The organism is Mycobacterium gordonae, from assembly GCF_002101675.1.
Taxonomy (GTDB): domain Bacteria; phylum Actinomycetota; class Actinomycetes; order Mycobacteriales; family Mycobacteriaceae; genus Mycobacterium; species Mycobacterium gordonae.
In genome coordinates, this window is the sequence record NZ_LQOY01000015.1 from 18188 (window position 1) to 37143 (window position 18956).

Below are 18956 nucleotides of genomic sequence, written 5' to 3' on the forward strand. Positions count from 1 at the left end.
ACTTAAGGGCTCATTAAGGGCCGAGGCAGGGCTGCCGATAACATCGACTCCCATGACAAGCGTTGCCGACCACACGGCCGAACCCGCTGCCGAGCACACCATCGATATCCACACCACCGCGGGCAAACTCGCCGAACTGCACAAGCGCAGGGAAGAGTCGCTGCACCCGGTCGGTGAGGCCGCCGTCGACAAGGTACACGCCAAGGGCAAGCTGACGGCCCGCGAGCGCATTACCGCGCTGCTCGACGAGGACTCGTTCGTCGAGCTGGATGCGCTGGCCAAGCACCGCAGCACCAACTTCGGCCTGGAGAAGAACCGTCCGGTCGGCGACGGTGTGGTCACCGGTTACGGCACCATCGACGGGCGCGACGTGTGCATCTTCAGCCAGGACGCCACCGTGTTCGGCGGCAGCCTCGGTGAGGTGTACGGCGAGAAGATCGTCAAGGTGCAGGACCTGGCCATCAAGACCGGCCGACCCCTGATCGGCATCAACGACGGCGCCGGCGCCCGCATCCAGGAGGGCGTCGTCTCCCTGGGCCTGTACAGCCGGATCTTCCGCAACAACATCCTCGCGTCGGGCGTCATCCCGCAGATCTCGCTGATCATGGGCGCCGCGGCCGGCGGGCACGTGTACTCCCCCGCCCTGACCGACTTCGTGATCATGGTCGACCAGACCAGCCAGATGTTCATCACCGGTCCCGACGTCATCAAGACCGTCACCGGCGAAGACGTCACCATGGAGGAACTCGGCGGCGCCCACACGCACATGGCCAAGTCTGGGACGCTGCACTACGTGGCTTCCGGCGAGCAGGACGCCTTCGACTGGGTGCGCGACCTGCTGAGCTACCTGCCGCCCAACAACGCCACCGACGCCCCGCGTGAACCCTTCCCCGTTCCGGTCGGGGCGATCGAGGACAACCTCACCGACGAGGACCTGGAGTTGGACACCCTGATCCCGGACTCGCCGAACCAGCCCTACGACATCCACGAGGTGATCACCCGGATCCTCGACGACGACGAGTTCCTGGAGATCCAGGCGGGTTACGCGCAGAACATTGTGGTGGGGTTCGGGCGCGTCGACGGACGGCCGGTCGGGCTGGTCGCCAACCAGCCCACCCAGTTCGCGGGCTGCCTGGACATCAACGCCTCGGAGAAGGCGGCGCGATTCGTCCGGACCTGCGACTGCTTCAACATCCCGATCGTCATGCTGGTGGACGTTCCGGGCTTCCTGCCGGGCACTGGCCAGGAGTACAACGGCATCATCCGGCGCGGCGCCAAGCTGCTGTATGCCTACGGCGAGGCCACCGTCCCCAAGATCACCGTCATCACCCGCAAGGCTTACGGCGGCGCCTACTGCGTCATGGGGTCCAAGGACATGGGGTGTGACGTCAACCTGGCCTGGCCGACGGCGCAGATCGCGGTGATGGGCGCCTCGGGTGCAGTCGGGTTCGTGTACCGCCAGCAATTGGCCGAGGCCGCCAAGAACGGCGAGGACGTGGACGCGCTGCGGTTGCAGTTGCAGCAGGAATACGAGGACACGCTGGTCAACCCGTATATCGCCGCCGAGCGCGGCTACGTCGACGCGGTGATCCCGCCGTCGCACACCCGCGGGTACATCGGGACGGCACTGCGGCTGCTGGAACGCAAGATCGCGCAGACGCCGCCGAAGAAGCACGGGAACATTCCCCTGTGAGCGAGGACATTGACGTGACCGACGTGAGCGAGGCGAGTGAAGCCGTCGAGGCGCAGGCACCGCACCCGCACGAGCCGCACCTGCAGATCCTGCGGGGACACCCCACCCACCAGGAATTGGCCGCGCTGGTCGCTGTGCTGGGCACCATCGGCCACGCACCCGAGCCGGCACTGCCCGAGCCCAGCCGGTGGGGGCTGCCGGTGGACAAGCTGCGCTATCCCATGCACAGCTGGCAGCGCATCACGCTGCAGGAAATGACGCACATGCGGCAATGACGCGGCTGGTGCTCGGGTCGGCCTCTTCGGGCCGGCTCAAGGTGCTGCGTCAAGCGGGCGTCGAACCGCTGGTGCGGGTCTCCGGCCTCGACGAGGACGGGCTCATCGCGGCGATGGGTCCTGACGCCGCGCCCGATGAGGTGGTGCGCACACTCGCCCGCGCGAAGGCCGAACACGTGGCCGGGATGCTCGGCGACCAGCACGTGACCGCGGATTGCGTTGTGCTGGGCTGCGATTCGATGCTGTACCTAAACGGTCAGTTGTGCGGTAAGCCGGCGTCGACCGACGACGCCCGCCGGCAGTGGCGGTCGATGGCCGGGCGCGCCGGGCAACTGCACACGGGGCATTGCCTGATTCAGCTCCGCGACCACGACGTCGTGCGGGTGGAGGCTCAAACGTCGATCACCACAGTGCATTTCGGCACGCCGTCGGATTCCGACCTGGAGGCTTACCTGGCCAGCGGCGAACCGTTGCGGGTGGCCGGAGCGTTCACACTGGACGGCCTGGGCGGCTGGTTCATCGACGGCGTGGACGGCGACCCGTCGACCGTGATCGGGGTGAGCCTGCCGCTACTGCGCTCGCTGCTGGCCCGCTGCGGGTTGTCGGTGACTGACCTGTGGGCAGGAAACGTCGCCTGAAGGGGCGACGGCCGTACGATCGACCCGATGGCGAATTCTGGTGAATTGGTGGCAATTGATCTGACCGAGAGAGAGCGCGCTTTCATCGGGCAGGCTCTGCAGGAATGGCAGAACACGGCCGCATGGAAGCCCTTTCCCATTCAAGTCTTGGGTTTGTCTGAATGGAGCGAGTTCGACGTTCTTACCGAGCGGCTTGCTCAGGCCGTCACTGGACGCCAGTCGCTGTCTGTCCTGGACTGGGCGCGTGTCCTCTATCTCGCCGAATGTTCATGGGCCAGTAGTCTTGTCGGCGCGGCCCTCGACTTCTCCACCGTTAGCGGGTTTACCGACACTGAGGCGCTGGGCTTGCTCCGTGGTCTGCAGCGCAAGATTGGCGGCATGAAGTACGCCGATGCCCTGTTTCCGGGCCGCGGCCGGCATCGCCCAGTCGAAGAATGGAAACGCGAGAGCGAGAAGATCATCGAGGAGCAGCGGGGCCGCCGGTATCCCCCTGGGCTGTGAACAGGGCCCCCGAGCGTGGCCCCGAGCTGAGTTTTCGTGGTGGCGTACGGGCCGTACCATCGAGGCGATGAGAAAGCCTGCCGACTTGGTGTCGATCGAATTGACCGACAGGGAGCGCGAGTTCATTCAGCAGGCGCTGCGGCAGTGGGACGGGTCTGCGTCGGACGCGCCGTTCCCATTTCAGATTCTCGGCTTGTCGAGGTGGGAGGAGTTCGGCGAACTCGCGGTTCGTCTCGACCGCGCTCTTCAAAAGCACGAGGCGTTGACTGACTTGGACTGGGCGCGCGTGCTGTTCTTAACCGAAATCAGTTGGGCCAGTGACTTGGTCGGTGCCGGTTTGGACTTCGCTACTGTCACCGGGTTTTCCGACAACGAGGCGCTGGGCTTGCTACGCCGTCTGCAGCGGCGCGACAAGATCGGCGGCTACGACCGGGCCAAGCTGCTGTTTCCGAACGGTGGTCGTACCGCGACCGCCGCGGAAATTGATGAACGTCAACGGTGGGCGGAGGCGGTGCGCCTGGAACAGCAGGGTCGCCAGTATCCTCCTGGGCTTTGAACACCGCCCAGCGCACTCGACCGTGACAATGGCGAACAGTCAACTGCTACAAGCCTATTGAAAGTCCTGATAATTCTCCCATGGGTCGTCTTCACCAAGAATCGGCAAGTGGTGAGGAATGCTGTGCGGCGGGTGCACGACATGCGGCCCGAGGGGCGTGGCTGGTCCGCCGGGTAGGGCAGGACCTCCGCCGCCTTTGGGCTGGGGCGCTGATCGAGGCGCTGGCGGGGGCTCGACCCTGGGCGGGGCTGCGGGCGGCGACATTTCGCCTGGCGTCAGCGGCGGTAGTCGTCCCCGCGTTGGAGGGGCAATCGGCACCATCGATCTGGTCTGCTGCTCGAAGTACTCAAGCGGAGTCCGCCACGTACTGGTGGGAGTCGGTGTAGGTCGGTAAGCGGTTCCGTAGTCGCCATCGTGCGGATTGATGAAGATCACGGTGCCGTCAGGCCGCAACAGCGCTAGACCACCGGAGTCGATGCTCGTCGCGACACGAGTGTTCGGATCCTTCATCCCGTCGTAGATCAATCTGGCCAGGTCTCGCGGGGATAAATCGGGGAAATGTTTCAAGGCATGCCCGTGCGCGATTTCCGTTGCAACTTGGGCCATCTGCTCGTCAGTCCACCCCGCGAACGGATCGCCCGGCGGCCCGGGCGGCGGGGGTGGATCTTGTTTGAAGGTGTGCTGGTCGACGGATTGGATTCGCGGCGCGAATTGGTGATCTGTTGTCGGAAAGTCCGTTGTGGCGATTCCCGCTGCAGCGGCGGTAATTCTGCCGGCCACTTGTTTTTCGATGTCGACGAGCTGGGTAGCACGTTGCCGGATCTCGCTCGCGAAAGCTGTTGCCTCGGTCTGTCGATACGCGCGCTCTGCCGCCGTGGGGCTGATTCGGGTATCGGTGACGGAGAGATTTTCAATGACCTGGAAGCCCCCGTCGCGGGCGTCCTCAATGGCGTAGATGACCCTCCGATGAGCTGCACCAATACATCCGGCCCCGTCTCTGGCGACCGCACTCGCCTGACGAAGCTGGTCGACTTTGCCGCTGACGATTGACAGGTCGTCACTAGTTCGTTGTCGCAATCCTTCACCGCCAGCGCCCTCCCATACGAGGAAGTGGGCTTCGTTTCGCATGTCCAGGAAAACGTCTTCCCACCGGTCGGCGGTCGTGGTCCAGTGCCGGGCCGCCGCGATGAGATGTTCGGTGTCCCATGCGCTTATCTCCGACAGGGTGGGCGCCAATTACGACACCACCGTCGGGTGCACCACTCCCGCCAGTTTTCCCGCAGCGGAATCCTCGTTCTCGACATAGTGATCAACACCCGCCGCCACCAACCCGACCGTGGCGCCTGTGCGGTCGGCCAGAATGGTCTCGGCAAGGTCAACCGCAGCATGCACACCGACCACCGCAGCCGTCGTAGGCTGAAACGCCTGGCCTGGCCAAGGCGCCGCAGGGGCGGCCAATTCACTATTCCATCCGCTCCAGCGCCCGGCCGCGGCTTTCAGCTGATGAATGTCAACCCGCACCTCGGCGCCCATCCTGCGGAAGTTAAATGACGGACCGGCGCTCGGCAATTCACCGCACGTAGCCTCACACCATGGCCACCTGGACCGAGTTCATCGCGCAGGCACCACAGATCGCCGACACCTTCATCCGTCGTCATCGCGCCGCCCGCAACCTGTGCATGCTGGCGACCCTGCGCTCGGACGGCTTCCCGCGGATCAGCCCGATGGAGCCGCGGATCTTCGAGGACGCGTTGTGGATCTCCGGCATGCCGAGCACCACGAAATACCTCGACCTGCAGCGTGATCCGCGGTTGTGTCTGCACACGGCCACGGTGGACACCGAGGTCAAGGACGGCGACGCGAAGTTGTTCGGCCGGGCTTACGTGGTCCCGTACGGCGAGCAGCACCAGCGCTTCGCCGACGCATTGTTCGACGAGATGGGGCTGGACCTGCGCGGCCAGCAGTTCGACCTGATCGGCGTCGACATCACCGGGGCGTCGTCGGTCAGTGTCGTCGACGACCACCTGGACATCACCATCTGGAAGCCAGGCGAGGCCGAACGGGTGGTGCGCAAGCACTGAGTAGGCTTTGAAACGTGCCGCTACCTCCGGATCCCAGCTCCACCCTGCAGGCCTACGCCCATCCCGAACGGCTCGTCACGGCCGATTGGCTGTCCGCCCACCTCGGCTCCCCCGGTCTGGCGATCGTCGAATCCGACGAGGACGTGCTGCTGTACGACGTCGGCCACATCCCCGGAGCCGTCAAGATCGACTGGCACACCGACCTCAACGATCCCCGCGTGCGTGACTACATCAACGGCGAACAGTTCGCCGCGCTGATGGACGCCAAGGGCATCGCCCGCGACGACACCGTGGTGATCTACGGGGACAAGAGCAACTGGTGGGCCGCCTACGCGCTGTGGGTGTTCACCTTGTTCGGCCACCCCGACGTCCGGCTGCTCAACGGCGGACGCGACCTCTGGCTATCCGAGCGGCGCGACACCACGCTCGACGTACCCCACCGGACCTCGTCGGGCTACCCCGTCGTGCAGCGCAACGACGCACCGATCCGCGCTTACAAAGACGACGTGCTCCAAGCGCTGGGCAGTCAGCCACTGATCGACGTGCGCTCTCCCGACGAATACACCGGCAAGCGCACCCACATGCCCGACTACCCCGAGGAAGGCGCGCTGCGCGCCGGCCACATCCCCACCGCGCGCTCCATCCCGTGGGGCAAGGCAGCCGACGAGAACGGCCGCTTCCGCAGCCGCGAAGAGCTGGAGCAGCTCTATGACTTCCTGGATCCCGACGACAAGACCATCGTCTACTGCCGCATCGGCGAGCGATCCAGCCACACCTGGTTCGTACTGACCCATCTGCTGGGCAAGCCGGATGTGCGCAACTACGACGGTTCGTGGACCGAGTGGGGCAATACCGTGCGGGTGCCGATCGTCGCCGGTGAGCAGCCAGGAGCGGTTTCCGGCTGATGAGCATGCCTGCGCCCCTGGCTGAGGTGGTGTCCGACTTCGCAGAGGTCCAGGGCCAGGACAAGTTGCAGCTGCTGCTGGAGTTCGCGAACGAGCTTCCGGCGCTGCCGGCCGATCTGGCCGAGGCGGCGATGGAGCCGGTGCCCGAGTGCCAGTCGCCGCTGTTTCTGCATGTCGACGCCAGCGACCCGCAGCGCGTGCGGTTGCACTTCAGCGCTCCCGCCGAAGCGCCCACCACCCGCGGCTTCGCCGCCATCCTGGCGGCCGGATTGGACGAGCAACCCGCCGATGCGATCCTCGGGGTACCCGAGGATTTCTACACCGAGCTGGGCCTGGCCGCTCTGATCAGCCCACTTCGGCTGCGCGGCATGTCGGCGATGCTGACCCGAATCAAAAGGCGCCTGCGCGAAGCGGCCTGAAGGGGGAACCGCGTGACCGGCCCCGCGGCGCGCCGCATAAACTTCCCCCGATAAGACTTGTAAGAAAATTTCTTAAAGAGAAATTTTCGCTACGCCATACGAAGAAGACGTCGATACAGGAGGCGCCAGTGCCCAGTCACGCCAGCTCGAGGATCTCCAAAGTTCTTGTCGCCAACCGCGGCGAGATCGCAGTCCGCGTGATCCGGGCGGCCCGGGACGCCGGACTGGCCAGCGTGGCTGTCTACGCCGAACCCGACGCCGAGGCCCCGCACGTCCGCCTGGCCGACGAGGCGTTCGCATTGGGCGGCCAGACCTCGGCCGAGTCCTACCTCGACTTCGGCAAGTTGCTGGACGCGGCGGCGAAGTCCGGCGCCAACGCCGTGCACCCCGGCTACGGCTTCCTGTCGGAGAACGCCGACTTCGCCCAGGCGGTGATCGATGCCGGGCTGATCTGGATCGGGCCCAGCCCGCAGTCGATCCGGGACCTCGGCGACAAGGTCACCGCCCGGCACATCGCCGCCCGCGCCCAGGCGCCGCTGGTGCCCGGCACGCCCGACCCCGTCAAGGACGCCGACGAGGTGGTCGCTTTCGCCGAAGAGTACGGCGTGCCGATCGCGATCAAGGCGGCCTTCGGCGGCGGCGGGCGCGGCATGAAGGTGGCCCGCACCATCGAGGAGATCCCGCACCTGTACGAGTCCGCGGTACGCGAGGCCGTCGCCGCCTTCGGCCGCGGCGAATGCTTCGTGGAGCGCTACCTGGACAAGCCCCGCCACGTCGAGGCCCAGGTGATCGCCGACACCCACGGCAACGTCGTCGTCGCCGGCACTCGCGACTGCTCGCTGCAGCGCCGCTTCCAGAAGCTGGTCGAGGAGGCGCCGGCACCCTTCCTGACCGACGCGCAGCGCAAGGAGATCCACGAGTCGGCCAAGCGGATCTGCAAAGAGGCGCATTACTACGGCGCCGGCACCGTCGAATACCTGGTGGGCCAGGACGGCCTGATCTCGTTCCTCGAGGTCAACACCCGGCTGCAGGTCGAGCACCCGGTCACCGAGGAGACCGCGGGGATCGACCTGGTGCTGCAGCAGTTCAAGATCGCCAACGGCGAGAAACTGGACATCACCGAGGACCCGACGCCCCGCGGCCACGCCATCGAGTTCCGGATCAACGGCGAGGACGCCGGCCGCGGCTTCCTGCCCGCCCCCGGCCCGGTCACCAAGTTCCACCCGCCGAGCGGCCCCGGTGTCCGCCTGGACTCCGGCGTCGAGACCGGCTCGGTGATCGGCGGTCAGTTCGACTCGATGCTGGCCAAGCTGATCGTGTACGGCGCCGACCGCCACGAGGCCCTGGCTCGCGCCCGTCGCGCCCTGGACGAATTCCAGGTCGAGGGCCTGGCCACGGTGATCCCCTTCCACCGCGCCGTGGTCTCCGACCCGGCGTTCATCGGTGACGACGACGGTTTCACGGTGCACACCCGCTGGATCGAGACCGAGTGGGACAACCAGATCGAGCCCTTTACCGGCGGCGAACCCATCGAAGAAGACGAAAGCCGTCCGCGCCACAAGGTCGTTGTCGAGGTCGACGGCCGCCGCGTCGAGGTGTCGCTGCCCGGCGACCTGGCACTGTCCAACGGCGCGCCCGACGCCGTCGGTGTGGTGCGCCGCAAGCCCAAGCCACGCAAGCGGGGCGCGCACGGCGGCGCCACCGCATCCGGTGACGCGGTGACCGCACCGATGCAGGGCACCGTCGTCAAGGTCGCCGTCGAGGAAGGCCAGGAGGTCGCGCAGGGCGACCTGGTGGTGGTCCTGGAGGCGATGAAGATGGAGAACCCGGTCACTGCCCACAAGGACGGCGTCATCACCGGCCTGGCGGTGGAGCCCGGCGCCGCCATCACCCAGGGCACGGTGCTCGCCGAGATCAAGTAGGCGCCGTCCCGCCTGGTGGGTGTGCGCTCACTGCGCTGGGTGTGCGTCCACTGCGGGCGACACGCCGGGGACGGCGCTGCAGCCGCACAATCAAACCGGGGCGGTGACGGGACTGCCCTTTCTGTGAATACGGCTCCCACGTTTGTCGAGCCCGTCCACCGCGGGTAGGGTTTGAAGTAGGTTGAGTTCACAGCCGCCCCGGAAACAACGTCCGGTAGGTGCGATTTCTTAAACGCGGCATCTCGCCCACTTGATGTGATCCACAGCAACGAATGATCGTCGACTGATGGAGTTCACAAATGTCTGTGACCCAAGCATGGCTGAAAAGCGGAAACGCAGAGTTCAACGCTCAGTGGGAACACGGTTCGGGCATGGTCAGCGCGCACGGCGAGCTTGATGCCGCCAACGCCGACCAGCTGGCCGAATACGTCGGACGCTGCATCCAGCACTGCCGCTGGCTGACACTTGATCTGACTGGCCTCAAATTCATTGGCACCGCAGGGTTTTCGGCCCTGCACCGAATCAATGTGGCGTGTTCGGCGGCCGACGTGCGCTGGGCGCTGGTGCCCAGCGTGGCAGTGTCCCGGCTACTGCGCGTCTGCGACCCCGACGGTGTGTTGCCGACGGCCGAGCCGAAGCGCCGCACGCAGGCGGGCCTACTCCAGTTGATCCCGGAGTCGAGCTAGCGATTTGGCTAGCAGGCGGGATACGTGCATCTGTGAGATGCCGACCCGCTCGGCGATCTGCGTCTGCGTCATCGACTCAAAGAACCGCAGTACCAAGACCATTCGTTCCCGCTCCGGCAGCGCCTCCAGCAGCGGGCGCAGCGCCTCGCGGTTCTCGATGCGGTCCAGGCCCTGGTCGACGTCGCCCAGGGTGTCGGCGATCGCGCGGGCATCGTCGTCTTCGTTGCCGCCACCGCTGTCGATGGACAGCGTGTTGTAGGAGCTGCCGGCGACCAGACCCTCGACCACCTCGGCGCGGTCCATGCCCAGTTCGGCGGCAAGCTCGGTCGCGGTCGGCGCCCGGCCCAGTCGCTGGGACAACTCGGCGGTGGCGGTGCCCAGGCGCAGGTGCAGTTCTTTCAGCCGGCGCGGAACCTTGACCGACCAGCTGTTGTCGCGGAAGTGCCGTCGTACCTCACCCATGATGGTGGGCACGGCGAAAGAGACGAAGTCCGAACCGGTTTCGACGTCGAAGCGGACGACGGCGTTGACCAGGCCGACGCGCGCCACCTGAATCAGGTCGTCGCGCGGTTCGCCACGGCCCTCGAACCGCCGGGCGATGTGATCGGCCAACGGTAGGCAGCGCTCCACGATCTTGTCCTGATGGCGCTGGAACTCCGCCGAGCCGGCGGCGAAGCCGGCCAGCTCACGGAACATGTCCGGGACATCGGCGTATTCGTTGGGACGCGAACTGGAACCGCCGGCAGTTTGCTCTGTCAACTGGCAGTCACTTACTGGGGGCCGCCCGTCGCGCGGTCAGCGAGATGCCGAAGACACTGCCCGCGGCATCAGGCTCGCGACCGTCATGGAAAGTCTGGACATCGTCGGCCAGAGAGGTCAGGACATGCCAGCTGAAGCTGCCCGGAGCCACCACGTCGTGGGTGTCGCAGGCCGCGGACGCCTCCACCACAAGCTCCTCGTCCCGTGGGTCGACCACCAGGGTCAGGATCGCACCGGGTGTCGCCGAGCGGATCAGCCTCGTACACGCCTCGTCGACCGCCAGGCGCAGGTCCGCGACGGCGTCGAAGTCCAAGTCCTCGAAGGTGCCGATGGCACCGACCAGGGTGCGCAGCATCGCCAGGTTCTCCAGGCGTGCGGCAACGTTCAGTTCGACGGCGCGGTAACCGCGTTGGCGCCCGTCAGCGCGCTGATCCGCATCGGTCATGTGGCCTCCCGGCAATATTCGGCCGACACTACTCCTGGCAGGGGTCCGGGCAGCGGCGCCGGATTGCGGCCCGCCGTGGACCAAGGGGTCGAGCCGGTTGGTCATGATCGCCACCGGGTATTCAACCAGTTGCGGGCGACGTAGACATAACCGACACAGTCCGTACGCGCCGCATTGAGCGCGACGTGGTTTTTGCCGGGGTGATGCTGGTCGTTCTGATCGTGGTCGCAATAGGGGTCTGTGTCGGTGCTGTCGTGATTGTGTTCCCCATGATGGGGTAACCACGCTGGCGCAAGACTGCCGGTACTCATCATGGTCCAGACCTGATACCCAGTTGTCGCCGCTGATAAAACTACGCCGACCAGGTTTTCCGGTGTGACCTTGCCGACGCAACCCGACGCTACCGCGGATGCGGGGCCGAAGAAACCGGCGCTTCGCCGGCCGGCCGAGACAGCCCTGCAGGCCCGCCCTGCGAGTGATGCCCGGCGCCGAACGCCGCACGGGACGCAGGCAGATATCTACAGCGCCAGCGCCAGAGCCGGCCCGGCGATGTGCGGCATGCTCATGGAAAGGGCCACCAGCATCAGCGTCAGCAGGAACCAACCGGCACCGTGCCAACCCCACCAGGTGCCGTGGTGTCGCCAGACCCGGTAGGTACGCAGGAAAGCCCACAGTCCGGCGATCAGCAGGATCAGCGGACCGCCGACTGCCAGCATCGTCCGTTCCGGCGGACCGCATGCCACGGTGTCCGTGCTGGCCCCGCCGCAGGTGCTCACCCACAAGGCCGCTATCACCACGAATCCCACGCCGGCGGCAGTGGCCAGTGCGGCGAAGCGGATGGCGGCATGAACCTCTTTATCGTCCGCAGCCGCGCGGTCACCGCGCAACCTCTCGTCTGCTGTATGCATCGGAGCACCTCTGTATCTCGCCAATCGTTCGCGGCAGCTGCCCTTTTCCTTCGCCGCAATGCGTTTTCGTTCAGTACCCCAAGCGGTCGCCGAGCAAACCGGCTGCGGCCCATTTCACAGCGCCGGCCCGCGCCGGACGCATCCGGGTAGGGGCAAGAAAACGGAACCAGATTCGGCTTAACCGTCCGCCCCGGCGGCGGCGATATCCACCGTGAGTAATATCGATCCTTATGGCGACAGCCAGGAGGCGGTTATCCCCCGAGGATCGACGCGCCGAACTGCTCGCTCTGGGGGCGGAAGTCTTCGGTAAGCGACCCTACGACGAGGTGCGGATCGACGAGATTGCCGAACGCGCCGGTGTTTCGCGCGCGCTCATGTACCACTACTTCCCGGACAAGCGGGCGTTCTTCGCCGCGGTGGTCAAGGACGAGGCGGACCGGCTCTACGCGGCAACCAACACCCAGCCTTCCCCCGGCATGACGATGTTCGAGGAGATCCGGATGGGCGTGCTGGCCTACATGGCCTACCACGAACAAAATCCGGAGGCCGCCTGGGCGGCCTACGTGGGGCTAGGCCGTTCCGACCCGGTTCTGCTCGGCATCGACGACGAAGCCAAGAACCGCCAGATGGAACACATCATGACCCGCATCGGGGAAGTCGTAGGCGGGATTCCGGGGCAGGCCGCCCTGGAACCCGAGGTGGAGCGCGACCTGCGCGTCATCCTCAACGGCTGGCTGGCCTTCACGTTCGAAACCTGTCGGCAGCGGATCATGGATCAGACGCTGGAGGCCGACCGGCTCGCCGATGCCTGCGCGCACACCCTGCTCGACGCGATCGCCCGGGTTCCGCAGATCCCACCGCAACTGGCCGAGGCCATGGCCACCGCACGGTTCAAGCCGCAGCTCTGATCACTTGTCAGTGCCCATTGGCACCATGACAAGGTGAGCACTTTTTCGCCGCCGCCCGGGCTGGTGCAATTCAGCGCGATCACCCGCGACTGGTTCACCAGCACCTTCGCCGCGCCCACCACCGCGCAGGCGCAGGCCTGGACCGCGATCGCCAACGGCGACAACACCCTCGTCATCGCGCCGACCGGTTCGGGTAAGACCCTTGCCGCATTCCTGTGGGCTTTAGACAACCTCGCCAGCCTCGCCGCGCCGGAGCGGCCGCGCGGCACCCGCGTGTTGTACGTGTCGCCGCTTAAGGCGCTCGCGGTAGACGTCGAACGAAACCTTCGCACCCCGCTGGCCGGACTTACCCGGCTCGCCCAGGTCCGCGGTCTGCCCGCGCCCGCAATCAGCGTGGGCGTGCGGTCCGGAGATACGTCGCCCGCGCAGCGCCGCCAGCTCATCACCTCACCGCCCGACGTATTGATCACCACACCGGAGTCGTTGTTCTTGATGCTGACCTCTGCGGCCCGGGAAACCCTGGCCGGCGTGCAGACGGTCATCGTCGACGAGATTCACGCCATCGCGGCCACCAAGCGGGGCGCACATCTGGCTCTATCGCTGGAACGGCTGGACGAGCTGCGGGAGGGGCGGGGAGCCCAGCGCATCGGCCTGTCGGCCACCGTGCGCCCGCCCGAGGAGCTGGCACGGTTCCTGTCCGGGCAGGCGCCGACCACGATTGTGGCGCCGCCGTCGGCCAAGACGGTTGAGCTGTCGGTGCAGGTGCCGGTGCCCGACATGGCCAACCTGGCCAACAACTCGATCTGGCCCGACGTCGAGGCCCGGCTGGTCGACCTGGTCGAATCGCACAACTCGACCATCGTGTTCGCCAATTCGCGGCGGCTGGCCGAACGACTTACCGCCCGCCTCAACGAGATTCACGCCGAGCGCGCCGGTGTGGAGCTGTCGACGGGCGGCAATCCGCAGGTGGCCGGTGGTGCGCCGGCTTATGTGATGGGCAGCGGCCAGAGCTTCGGCGCGCCCACGCTGCTGGCCCGCGCCCACCACGGATCGGTCAGCAAGGAACAGCGGGCGATCGTCGAGGAGGACCTAAAAAGCGGGCAGCTCAAGGCGGTGGTGGCCACCTCCAGCCTCGAACTGGGCATCGACATGGGCGCGGTCGACCTCGTGATCCAGGTAGAGGCACCGCCGTCGGTGGCCAGCGGCCTGCAGCGCATCGGGCGGGCCGGTCATCAGGTCGGCGAGGTCTCCCGCGGGGTGTTGTTTCCAAAACACCGCACCGACCTGATCGGCTGCGCGGTGAGCGTGCAGCGGATGCTCACCGGGCAGATCGAGACCATGCGGGTGCCCACCAACCCACTCGACATCCTGGCCCAGCACACGGTGGCCGCGGCAGCGCTGGAGCCTCTGGACGCCGACCGCTGGTTCGACACCGTGCGGCGCAGCGCGCCGTTCGCGACGCTGCCGCGCAGTGTGTTCGAGGCGACCCTGGATCTGCTGTCCGGCAAGTACCCGTCGACCGACTTCGCCGAGCTGCGGCCGCGGCTGGTGTACGACCGCGATAACGGCACGCTCACCGCGCGCCCCGGCGCCCAACGGTTGGCGGTCACCTCCGGTGGCGCCATTCCGGACCGCGGGCTGTTCGCCGTCTACCTCGCCACCGATTCCGAAAAGCCGTCGCGGGTCGGCGAACTGGACGAGGAGATGGTGTACGAGTCCCGCCCGGGCGATGTCATCGCGCTGGGCGCCACCAGTTGGCGCATCGTCGAGATCACCCACGACCGGGTGCTGGTGGTCCCCGCGCCCGGGCAGCCGGCCCGATTGCCGTTCTGGCGCGGCGACAACGCCGGCCGCCCCGCCGAGCTCGGCGCCGCACTGGGTGCGCTCACCGGTGAACTGGCCGCCCTGACTCGAGAAGAATTCGATAAGCGTTGTGCGGGTTGGGGTTTCGACGAGTACGCTCGGGACAACCTGTGGGGGCTGTTGGACGAGCAGCGCGCCGCGACCCGGGTGGTGCCCACCGATACGACGCTGCTGGTCGAGCGGTTCCGGGACGAGCTGGGGGACTGGCGGGTGGTGCTGCACTCGCCGTACGGTCTGCAGGTGCACGGCCCGCTGGCGCTGGCGGTGGGCCGGCGGCTGCGGGAACGCTACGGCATCGACGAGAAACCGACCGCCTCCGACGACGGCATCGTGGTGCGGCTGCCCGACACCGAGGAAGCACCGCCGGGAGCCGAGCTGTTCGTATTCGAACCCGATGAGATCGACCCGATCGTGACCGCCGAAGTCGGCGAATCCGCGCTGTTCGCCTCGCGGTTCCGGGAATCGGCCGCCCGTGCCCTGCTGCTGCCCCGCCGCCATCCCGGCAAGCGGTCGCCGCTGTGGCAGCAACGGCAGCGCGCCGCGCAACTGCTGGAGGTCGCGCGCAAGTACCCCGATTTTCCGATCGTGCTAGAGACCATCCGGGAATGTCTGCAAGACGTCTACGACGTGCCGACGCTCACCACCCTCATGGCGCAGATCGCCCAGCGAAAGGTTCGGGTGTTAGAAGCCGAGACCGACCGTCCGTCACCGTTCGCCGCGTCGCTGCTGTTCGGTTACGTCGGCGCGTTCATGTACGAGGGCGATGCCCCGCTGGCCGAGCGGCGCGCGGCGGCACTATCGCTGGACAGCACCCTGCTGGCCGAGCTGCTCGGTCGCGTCGAACTGCGCGAGCTGCTCGATCCCGACGTCATCGCCGGCACCGGGCGTCAATTGCAGCACCTCTCGTCGGACCGGGCCGCACGCGACGCCGAGGGCGTCGCCGACCTGTTGCGGCTGCTGGGGCCGCTGACCGAGGAGGAGGTCGCCGCGCGCGCGAGCGCGCTGGACGTCGGGGGCTGGCTGGAGGGATTGCGCGCCGCGCGCCGGGCGCTGACGGTGTCCTTTGCGGGGCGCAGCTGGTGGGTCGCTGTCGAGGACATCGGTCGGCTCCGCGACGGGGTGGGAGCGGCGGTCCCGGTGGGCCTGCCGGCGGCGTTCACCGAATCGGTGGCCGACCCCCTGGGCGAACTACTGGGCCGTTACGCGCGCACCCACACACCGTTCACCACCGCCGAAGCCGCCGCGCGGTTCGGCTTGGGGTTGCGGGTAACCGCCGATGTGCTGGGCCGCCTGTGTGCCGACGGGCGGCTGGTCCGCGGCGAGTTCGTCGCCGCGGCGGCCGGGGGCGTGGGCTCGGAGCAGTGGTGCGATGCCGACGTGCTGCGGATTCTGCGGCGCCGTTCGCTGGCCGCGCTGCGCGCCCAGGTCGAGCCGGTCAGCACGGCCGCCTACGGACGCTTCCTGCCGGCCTGGCATCAGGTGGGCGCCACCGATACCGGAGTGGACCGGTTGGCGGGGGTGATCGATCAGCTGGCCGGGGTACGGATCCCGGCGTCGGCGCTGGAGCCGCTGGTGCTGGGACCGCGCGTGCGCGACTACTCCCCCGCGATGCTCGACGAGCTGCTGGCCACGGGTGAGGTCACCTGGTCGGGTGCTGGGTCGATTTCGGGCAGCGACGGCTGGATCGCCCTGCATCCCGCCGACTCCGCGCCGCTCACGTTGTTCCCCGCCGCGGAGATCGAGTTCACCGACGTGCACCGCGAGATCCTGAACACGCTGTCCGGTGGCGGCGCGTACTTCTTCCGCCAGCTTGCCGGGGCGGCTGGTTCCGAGGCTGAGCTGAAAGCCGCGCTCTGGGAGCTGGTCTGGGCGGGCTGGGTCACCGGCGACACTTTTGCTCCGGTGCGCGCGCTGCTGGGCGGCAGCGCGGGCCCGCGTAAGCGGTCGGCGCCGGCGCACCGCATGCAACGCGCGCCGCGGCTGAGCCGCTACAGCGTGGCGCACGCGCAGGTACGCAGCGCGGATCCGACGGTGGCCGGGCGGTGGTCGGCGCTACCTCCGCCGGAGCCCGACTCGACGCTGCGCGCCCATTTCCAGGCCGAGTTGCTGTTGAACCGCCACGGCGTGCTGACCAAGGGCGCGGTGGCCGCCGAGGGCGTTCCGGGCGGCTTCGCGACCCTCTACAAGGTGCTGAGCGCTTTCGAAGACGCGGGGCGCTGCCAGCGCGGCTATTTCGTCGAGTCGCTGGGCGGTGCGCAGTTCGCGGTCGCCTCAACCGTGGACCGGCTGCGCAGCTACCTCGACGGGGTGGATCCGCAACGACCGGATTACCGCGCGGTCGTGCTGGCCGCCACCGACCCGGCCAATCCGTACGGCGCGGCGCTGCCCTGGCCCACGGCCCACGCCGAGGGTTCGGCGCGGCCGGGCCGCAAAGCCGGGGCGCTGGTGGTGTTGGTCGACGGCGAGCTGTGCTGGTTCTCCGAACGCGGCGGACGGTCGCTGTTGACGTTCACCGACGACCCCGATGCCAGCCATGCCGCGGCCGTCTCCCTGGCCGAACTCGTCTCGGCCCGGCGGGTGGCATCCCTTCTGGTGGAGCGCGTCAACGGGGTGTCGGTGCTGACGCCCGACGGGCCGGCCGCGGTGGCCCTCGACGCCCTGGTGGACGCCGGGTTCTCCCGCACCCCACGCGGATTGCGGCTGCGGTAGCGCGATGCCCGAAGGCGACACCGTCTGGCACACCGCCGCCATGCTGCGAGAGCACCTGGTCGGTCGCACCCTGACCCGCTGCGATGTGCGGGTGCCCAAGTTCGCCACCGTGGACCTCACCGGGCAGGTGGTCGACGAAGTCCTCAGCCGGGGCAAGCACCTGTTCATCAGGGTGGGGCCGGCCAGCATCCACTCCCATCTGAAGATGGACGGGAGCTGGCGGGTCGGCCGTCAGCGGGTGGATCACAGGGCGCGAATCATCCTGGAAGCCGGCGACATTCGAGCCGTCGGCATCGATCTGGGGGTGCTGGAAATCCTCGAGCGTGACCACGACGACGCCGCCGTCGCGCATCTGGGACCGGACCTGCTCGGCGACGACTGGAACCCGCAGCTCGCCGCCGCCAATCTCATCGCCGACCCGGACCGCGCGATCTCCGTTGCCTTGCTGGACCAGCGGGTCATGGCCGGGGTCGGCAATGTTTACAGCAACGAGCTCTGTTTCGTCTTCGGACACCTGCCCACCGCGCCGGTGCGCGACATCGCCGACCCGCTGCGGCTTGTCTCCCGCGCTCGGGAGATGTTGTGGGCCAACCGCTCGCGTCGCAACCGCACCACCACCGGCGACACCCGGGCGGGCCGGCAGGTATGGGTGTACGGGCGAGCCGGGCAGCCGTGCCGGCGCTGCGGCACACCCATCGCCTACGACGGTGACGCCGAGCGGGTGCAGTACTGGTGCCCCTGCTGCCAACGCTGAGCGGTAGCACTCAGTCGCGGCCGTGCGACAGGAAGAACTCCGCAATCACCTGTGAGCCGTCGAAGACCCGGGTGGTGGCTCCGATCACCGTCTTCGGCAGGTACTGCTTGCCGCCTGGCCAGGTGTGCCCGCCCTTCTCGATCTGGTACAGGATCACTTCGGTGCCGTCGGCGCACCCTTCGGAGTTGTAGCGGCGCACCACGGTCCCGTCGTTGACCGGCGGCATCTCCTCAACCGTCGGAGGGCCCTGGCAACGGTCGACGGCCCGCCACCGGTCCAGGAGGCTGGTGACCGAGATGGCGTGGCTCAGCCCGCCGCGGCCCCGGACGTCGCCGCCGTTGTAGGGCACCACCGGATCGCCGGTGCCGTGCGCATCCAGCACCGACACCGGACGCGACGGGTTGCAGCCCACGCCGACGCCGAGCGTTCCGGAGATCGGCGCGATCGCCGCGAACACGTCGGCGCGCTCGCAGGCCAGCCGATTGGACATGAATCCGCCGTTGGACATGCCGGTGGCGAAGACATGCCCCACCGGGACCTTGAAATCATCACGCAGCTTAGTCACTAGGGAGACCAGGAAACCGACGTCGTCGAGACGTTTCCGGTCGGCCGGTGCCGCGCCCCGCCCGTCGGCCCAGCTCTTGTCGTAGCCGTCGGGGTAGACCACCAGCAAACCGTTGGCGTCGGCGACGGAGTCGAAATCGGTCAGCCCGCGCTGACCCGCGCCGGTGCCACCGCCGCCGTGCAGGTTGAGCACCAGCCCGACCGGCGGGCCCGGCGGTACGTGCACCAGGTAGGTCCGGTTCAGGCCGCCGTAGGGGAATATGCCCGCCTGATCGCGCGCACGCGCCGCCGCCACCTGCCGCTCGTTACATCCGACCAGACAGGCGACCAGAACGGCCAGCGCGAGAAATCGCGGCCAGAGCATGCCGTC

The 18956-nt window shown here is 67.6% G+C and carries 18 protein-coding genes and 1 pseudogene; 13 read left to right on the top strand and 6 right to left on the bottom strand.

Translation table 11 applies throughout. The features are described from left to right. The first annotated feature begins 52 nt into the window (after positions 1 to 52). The 5 genes and pseudogenes from AWC08_RS02075 (at position 53) to AWC08_RS02095 (ending at position 3663) form a co-directional block, all read left to right on the top strand. Entirely contained in the window at positions 53 to 1693 is a 1641-nt protein-coding gene (locus AWC08_RS02075; protein ID WP_065133672.1) for an acyl-CoA carboxylase subunit beta, read from the top strand. Positions 1694 to 1752: 59 nt separating this feature from the next. After that, positions 1753 to 1968, top strand: a pseudogene (locus AWC08_RS02080) (acyl-CoA carboxylase subunit epsilon); the annotation flags it as partial. Beyond that, a complete protein-coding gene (locus AWC08_RS02085) occupies positions 1965 to 2606 on the top strand; it encodes a Maf family protein (protein WP_069433632.1) in 642 nt (213 codons plus the stop codon). The pseudogene AWC08_RS02080 and the gene AWC08_RS02085, both read left to right, overlap by 4 nt. Positions 2607 to 2633: 27 nt before the next feature. After that, a complete protein-coding gene (locus AWC08_RS02090; RefSeq protein ID WP_069433631.1) occupies positions 2634 to 3107 on the top strand; it encodes a hypothetical protein in 474 nt (157 codons plus the stop codon). 67 nt (positions 3108 to 3174) lie between these two features. Further along, positions 3175 to 3663, top strand: a complete 489-nt coding sequence (locus tag AWC08_RS02095; protein ID WP_065133668.1) for a hypothetical protein — start codon at positions 3175 to 3177, stop codon at positions 3661 to 3663. Between the two features lie 54 nt (positions 3664 to 3717). Here AWC08_RS02095 and AWC08_RS34825 read toward each other — a convergent pair whose 3' ends face one another. Further along, positions 3718 to 4899, bottom strand: a complete 1182-nt coding sequence (locus AWC08_RS34825; protein ID WP_142283371.1) for a hypothetical protein — start codon at positions 4897 to 4899, stop codon at positions 3718 to 3720. Next, the gene (locus tag AWC08_RS02105; RefSeq protein ID WP_065133666.1) at positions 4900 to 5196 is read right to left on the bottom strand and encodes a hypothetical protein; all 297 of its coding nucleotides are present in this window, start codon (positions 5194 to 5196) and stop codon (positions 4900 to 4902) included. It lies immediately after the preceding gene. 59 nt (positions 5197 to 5255) lie between these two features. Here AWC08_RS02105 and AWC08_RS02110 point away from each other — a divergent pair, with 59 nt between their 5' ends. From AWC08_RS02110 to AWC08_RS02130, 5 genes are all read left to right on the top strand, one after another. Then, a complete protein-coding gene (locus AWC08_RS02110; protein ID WP_065133665.1) occupies positions 5256 to 5744 on the top strand; it encodes a pyridoxamine 5'-phosphate oxidase family protein in 489 nt (162 codons plus the stop codon). 14 nt (positions 5745 to 5758) lie between these two features. Continuing rightward, positions 5759 to 6649: a sulfurtransferase gene (locus AWC08_RS02115; protein ID WP_065133664.1), complete on the top strand. Its 891-nt coding sequence runs from the start codon at positions 5759 to 5761 to the stop codon at positions 6647 to 6649. Then, a complete protein-coding gene (locus AWC08_RS02120; protein WP_065133663.1) occupies positions 6649 to 7068 on the top strand; it encodes a SufE family protein in 420 nt (139 codons plus the stop codon). Before AWC08_RS02115 ends, AWC08_RS02120 begins: the two co-directional genes overlap by 1 nt. Before the next feature lie 128 nt (positions 7069 to 7196). Further along, positions 7197 to 8990 carry an acetyl/propionyl/methylcrotonyl-CoA carboxylase subunit alpha gene (locus tag AWC08_RS02125; RefSeq protein WP_065133662.1) on the top strand — a complete coding sequence of 598 codons (1794 nt, stop codon included), beginning with the start codon at positions 7197 to 7199 and terminating at the stop codon, positions 8988 to 8990. Between the two features lie 299 nt (positions 8991 to 9289). Further along, positions 9290 to 9676 (top strand): STAS domain-containing protein, encoded by a 387-nt coding sequence (locus AWC08_RS02130; RefSeq protein WP_069433630.1) that lies wholly within the window; start codon positions 9290 to 9292, stop codon positions 9674 to 9676. On the opposite strand, the gene AWC08_RS02135 is transcribed toward AWC08_RS02130, so the two are convergent. The 3 genes from AWC08_RS02135 to AWC08_RS02145 form a co-directional block, all read right to left on the bottom strand. Continuing rightward, positions 9647 to 10435 (bottom strand): RNA polymerase sigma factor SigF, encoded by a 789-nt coding sequence (locus AWC08_RS02135; protein WP_065133660.1) that lies wholly within the window; start codon positions 10433 to 10435, stop codon positions 9647 to 9649. The two genes, AWC08_RS02130 and AWC08_RS02135, sit on opposite strands and share 30 nt — an antisense overlap. Before the next feature lie 7 nt (positions 10436 to 10442). Then, positions 10443 to 10880 carry an ATP-binding protein gene (locus AWC08_RS02140; RefSeq protein WP_065133659.1) on the bottom strand — a complete coding sequence of 146 codons (438 nt, stop codon included), beginning with the start codon at positions 10878 to 10880 and terminating at the stop codon, positions 10443 to 10445. 518 nt (positions 10881 to 11398) lie between these two features. After that, complete coding sequence (locus AWC08_RS02145; RefSeq protein WP_065133531.1) at positions 11399 to 11788, bottom strand: hypothetical protein; 390 nt, start codon at positions 11786 to 11788, stop codon at positions 11399 to 11401. A 230-nt stretch (positions 11789 to 12018) separates the two neighbouring features. Here AWC08_RS02145 and AWC08_RS02150 point away from each other — a divergent pair, with 230 nt between their 5' ends. The 3 genes from AWC08_RS02150 to nei2 are packed head-to-tail and all read left to right on the top strand — an operon-like array spanning position 12019 to position 18022. Further along, on the top strand, positions 12019 to 12696 hold the full coding sequence (locus tag AWC08_RS02150) for a TetR/AcrR family transcriptional regulator (RefSeq protein WP_065133530.1): 678 nt from the start codon (positions 12019 to 12021) through the stop codon (positions 12694 to 12696). A 33-nt stretch (positions 12697 to 12729) separates the two neighbouring features. Then, positions 12730 to 17268: an ATP-dependent helicase gene (locus tag AWC08_RS02155; RefSeq protein ID WP_069433629.1), complete on the top strand. Its 4539-nt coding sequence runs from the start codon at positions 12730 to 12732 to the stop codon at positions 17266 to 17268. 4 nt (positions 17269 to 17272) lie between these two features. Further along, a complete protein-coding gene (gene nei2, locus AWC08_RS02160) occupies positions 17273 to 18022 on the top strand; it encodes an endonuclease VIII Nei2 (protein WP_065136204.1) in 750 nt (249 codons plus the stop codon). A gap of 10 nt (positions 18023 to 18032) precedes the next feature. On the opposite strand, the gene AWC08_RS02165 is transcribed toward nei2, so the two are convergent. Further along, complete coding sequence (locus AWC08_RS02165) at positions 18033 to 18950, bottom strand: CE1 family esterase (protein WP_069433628.1); 918 nt, start codon at positions 18948 to 18950, stop codon at positions 18033 to 18035. Positions 18951 to 18956: the final 6 nt, after the last annotated feature.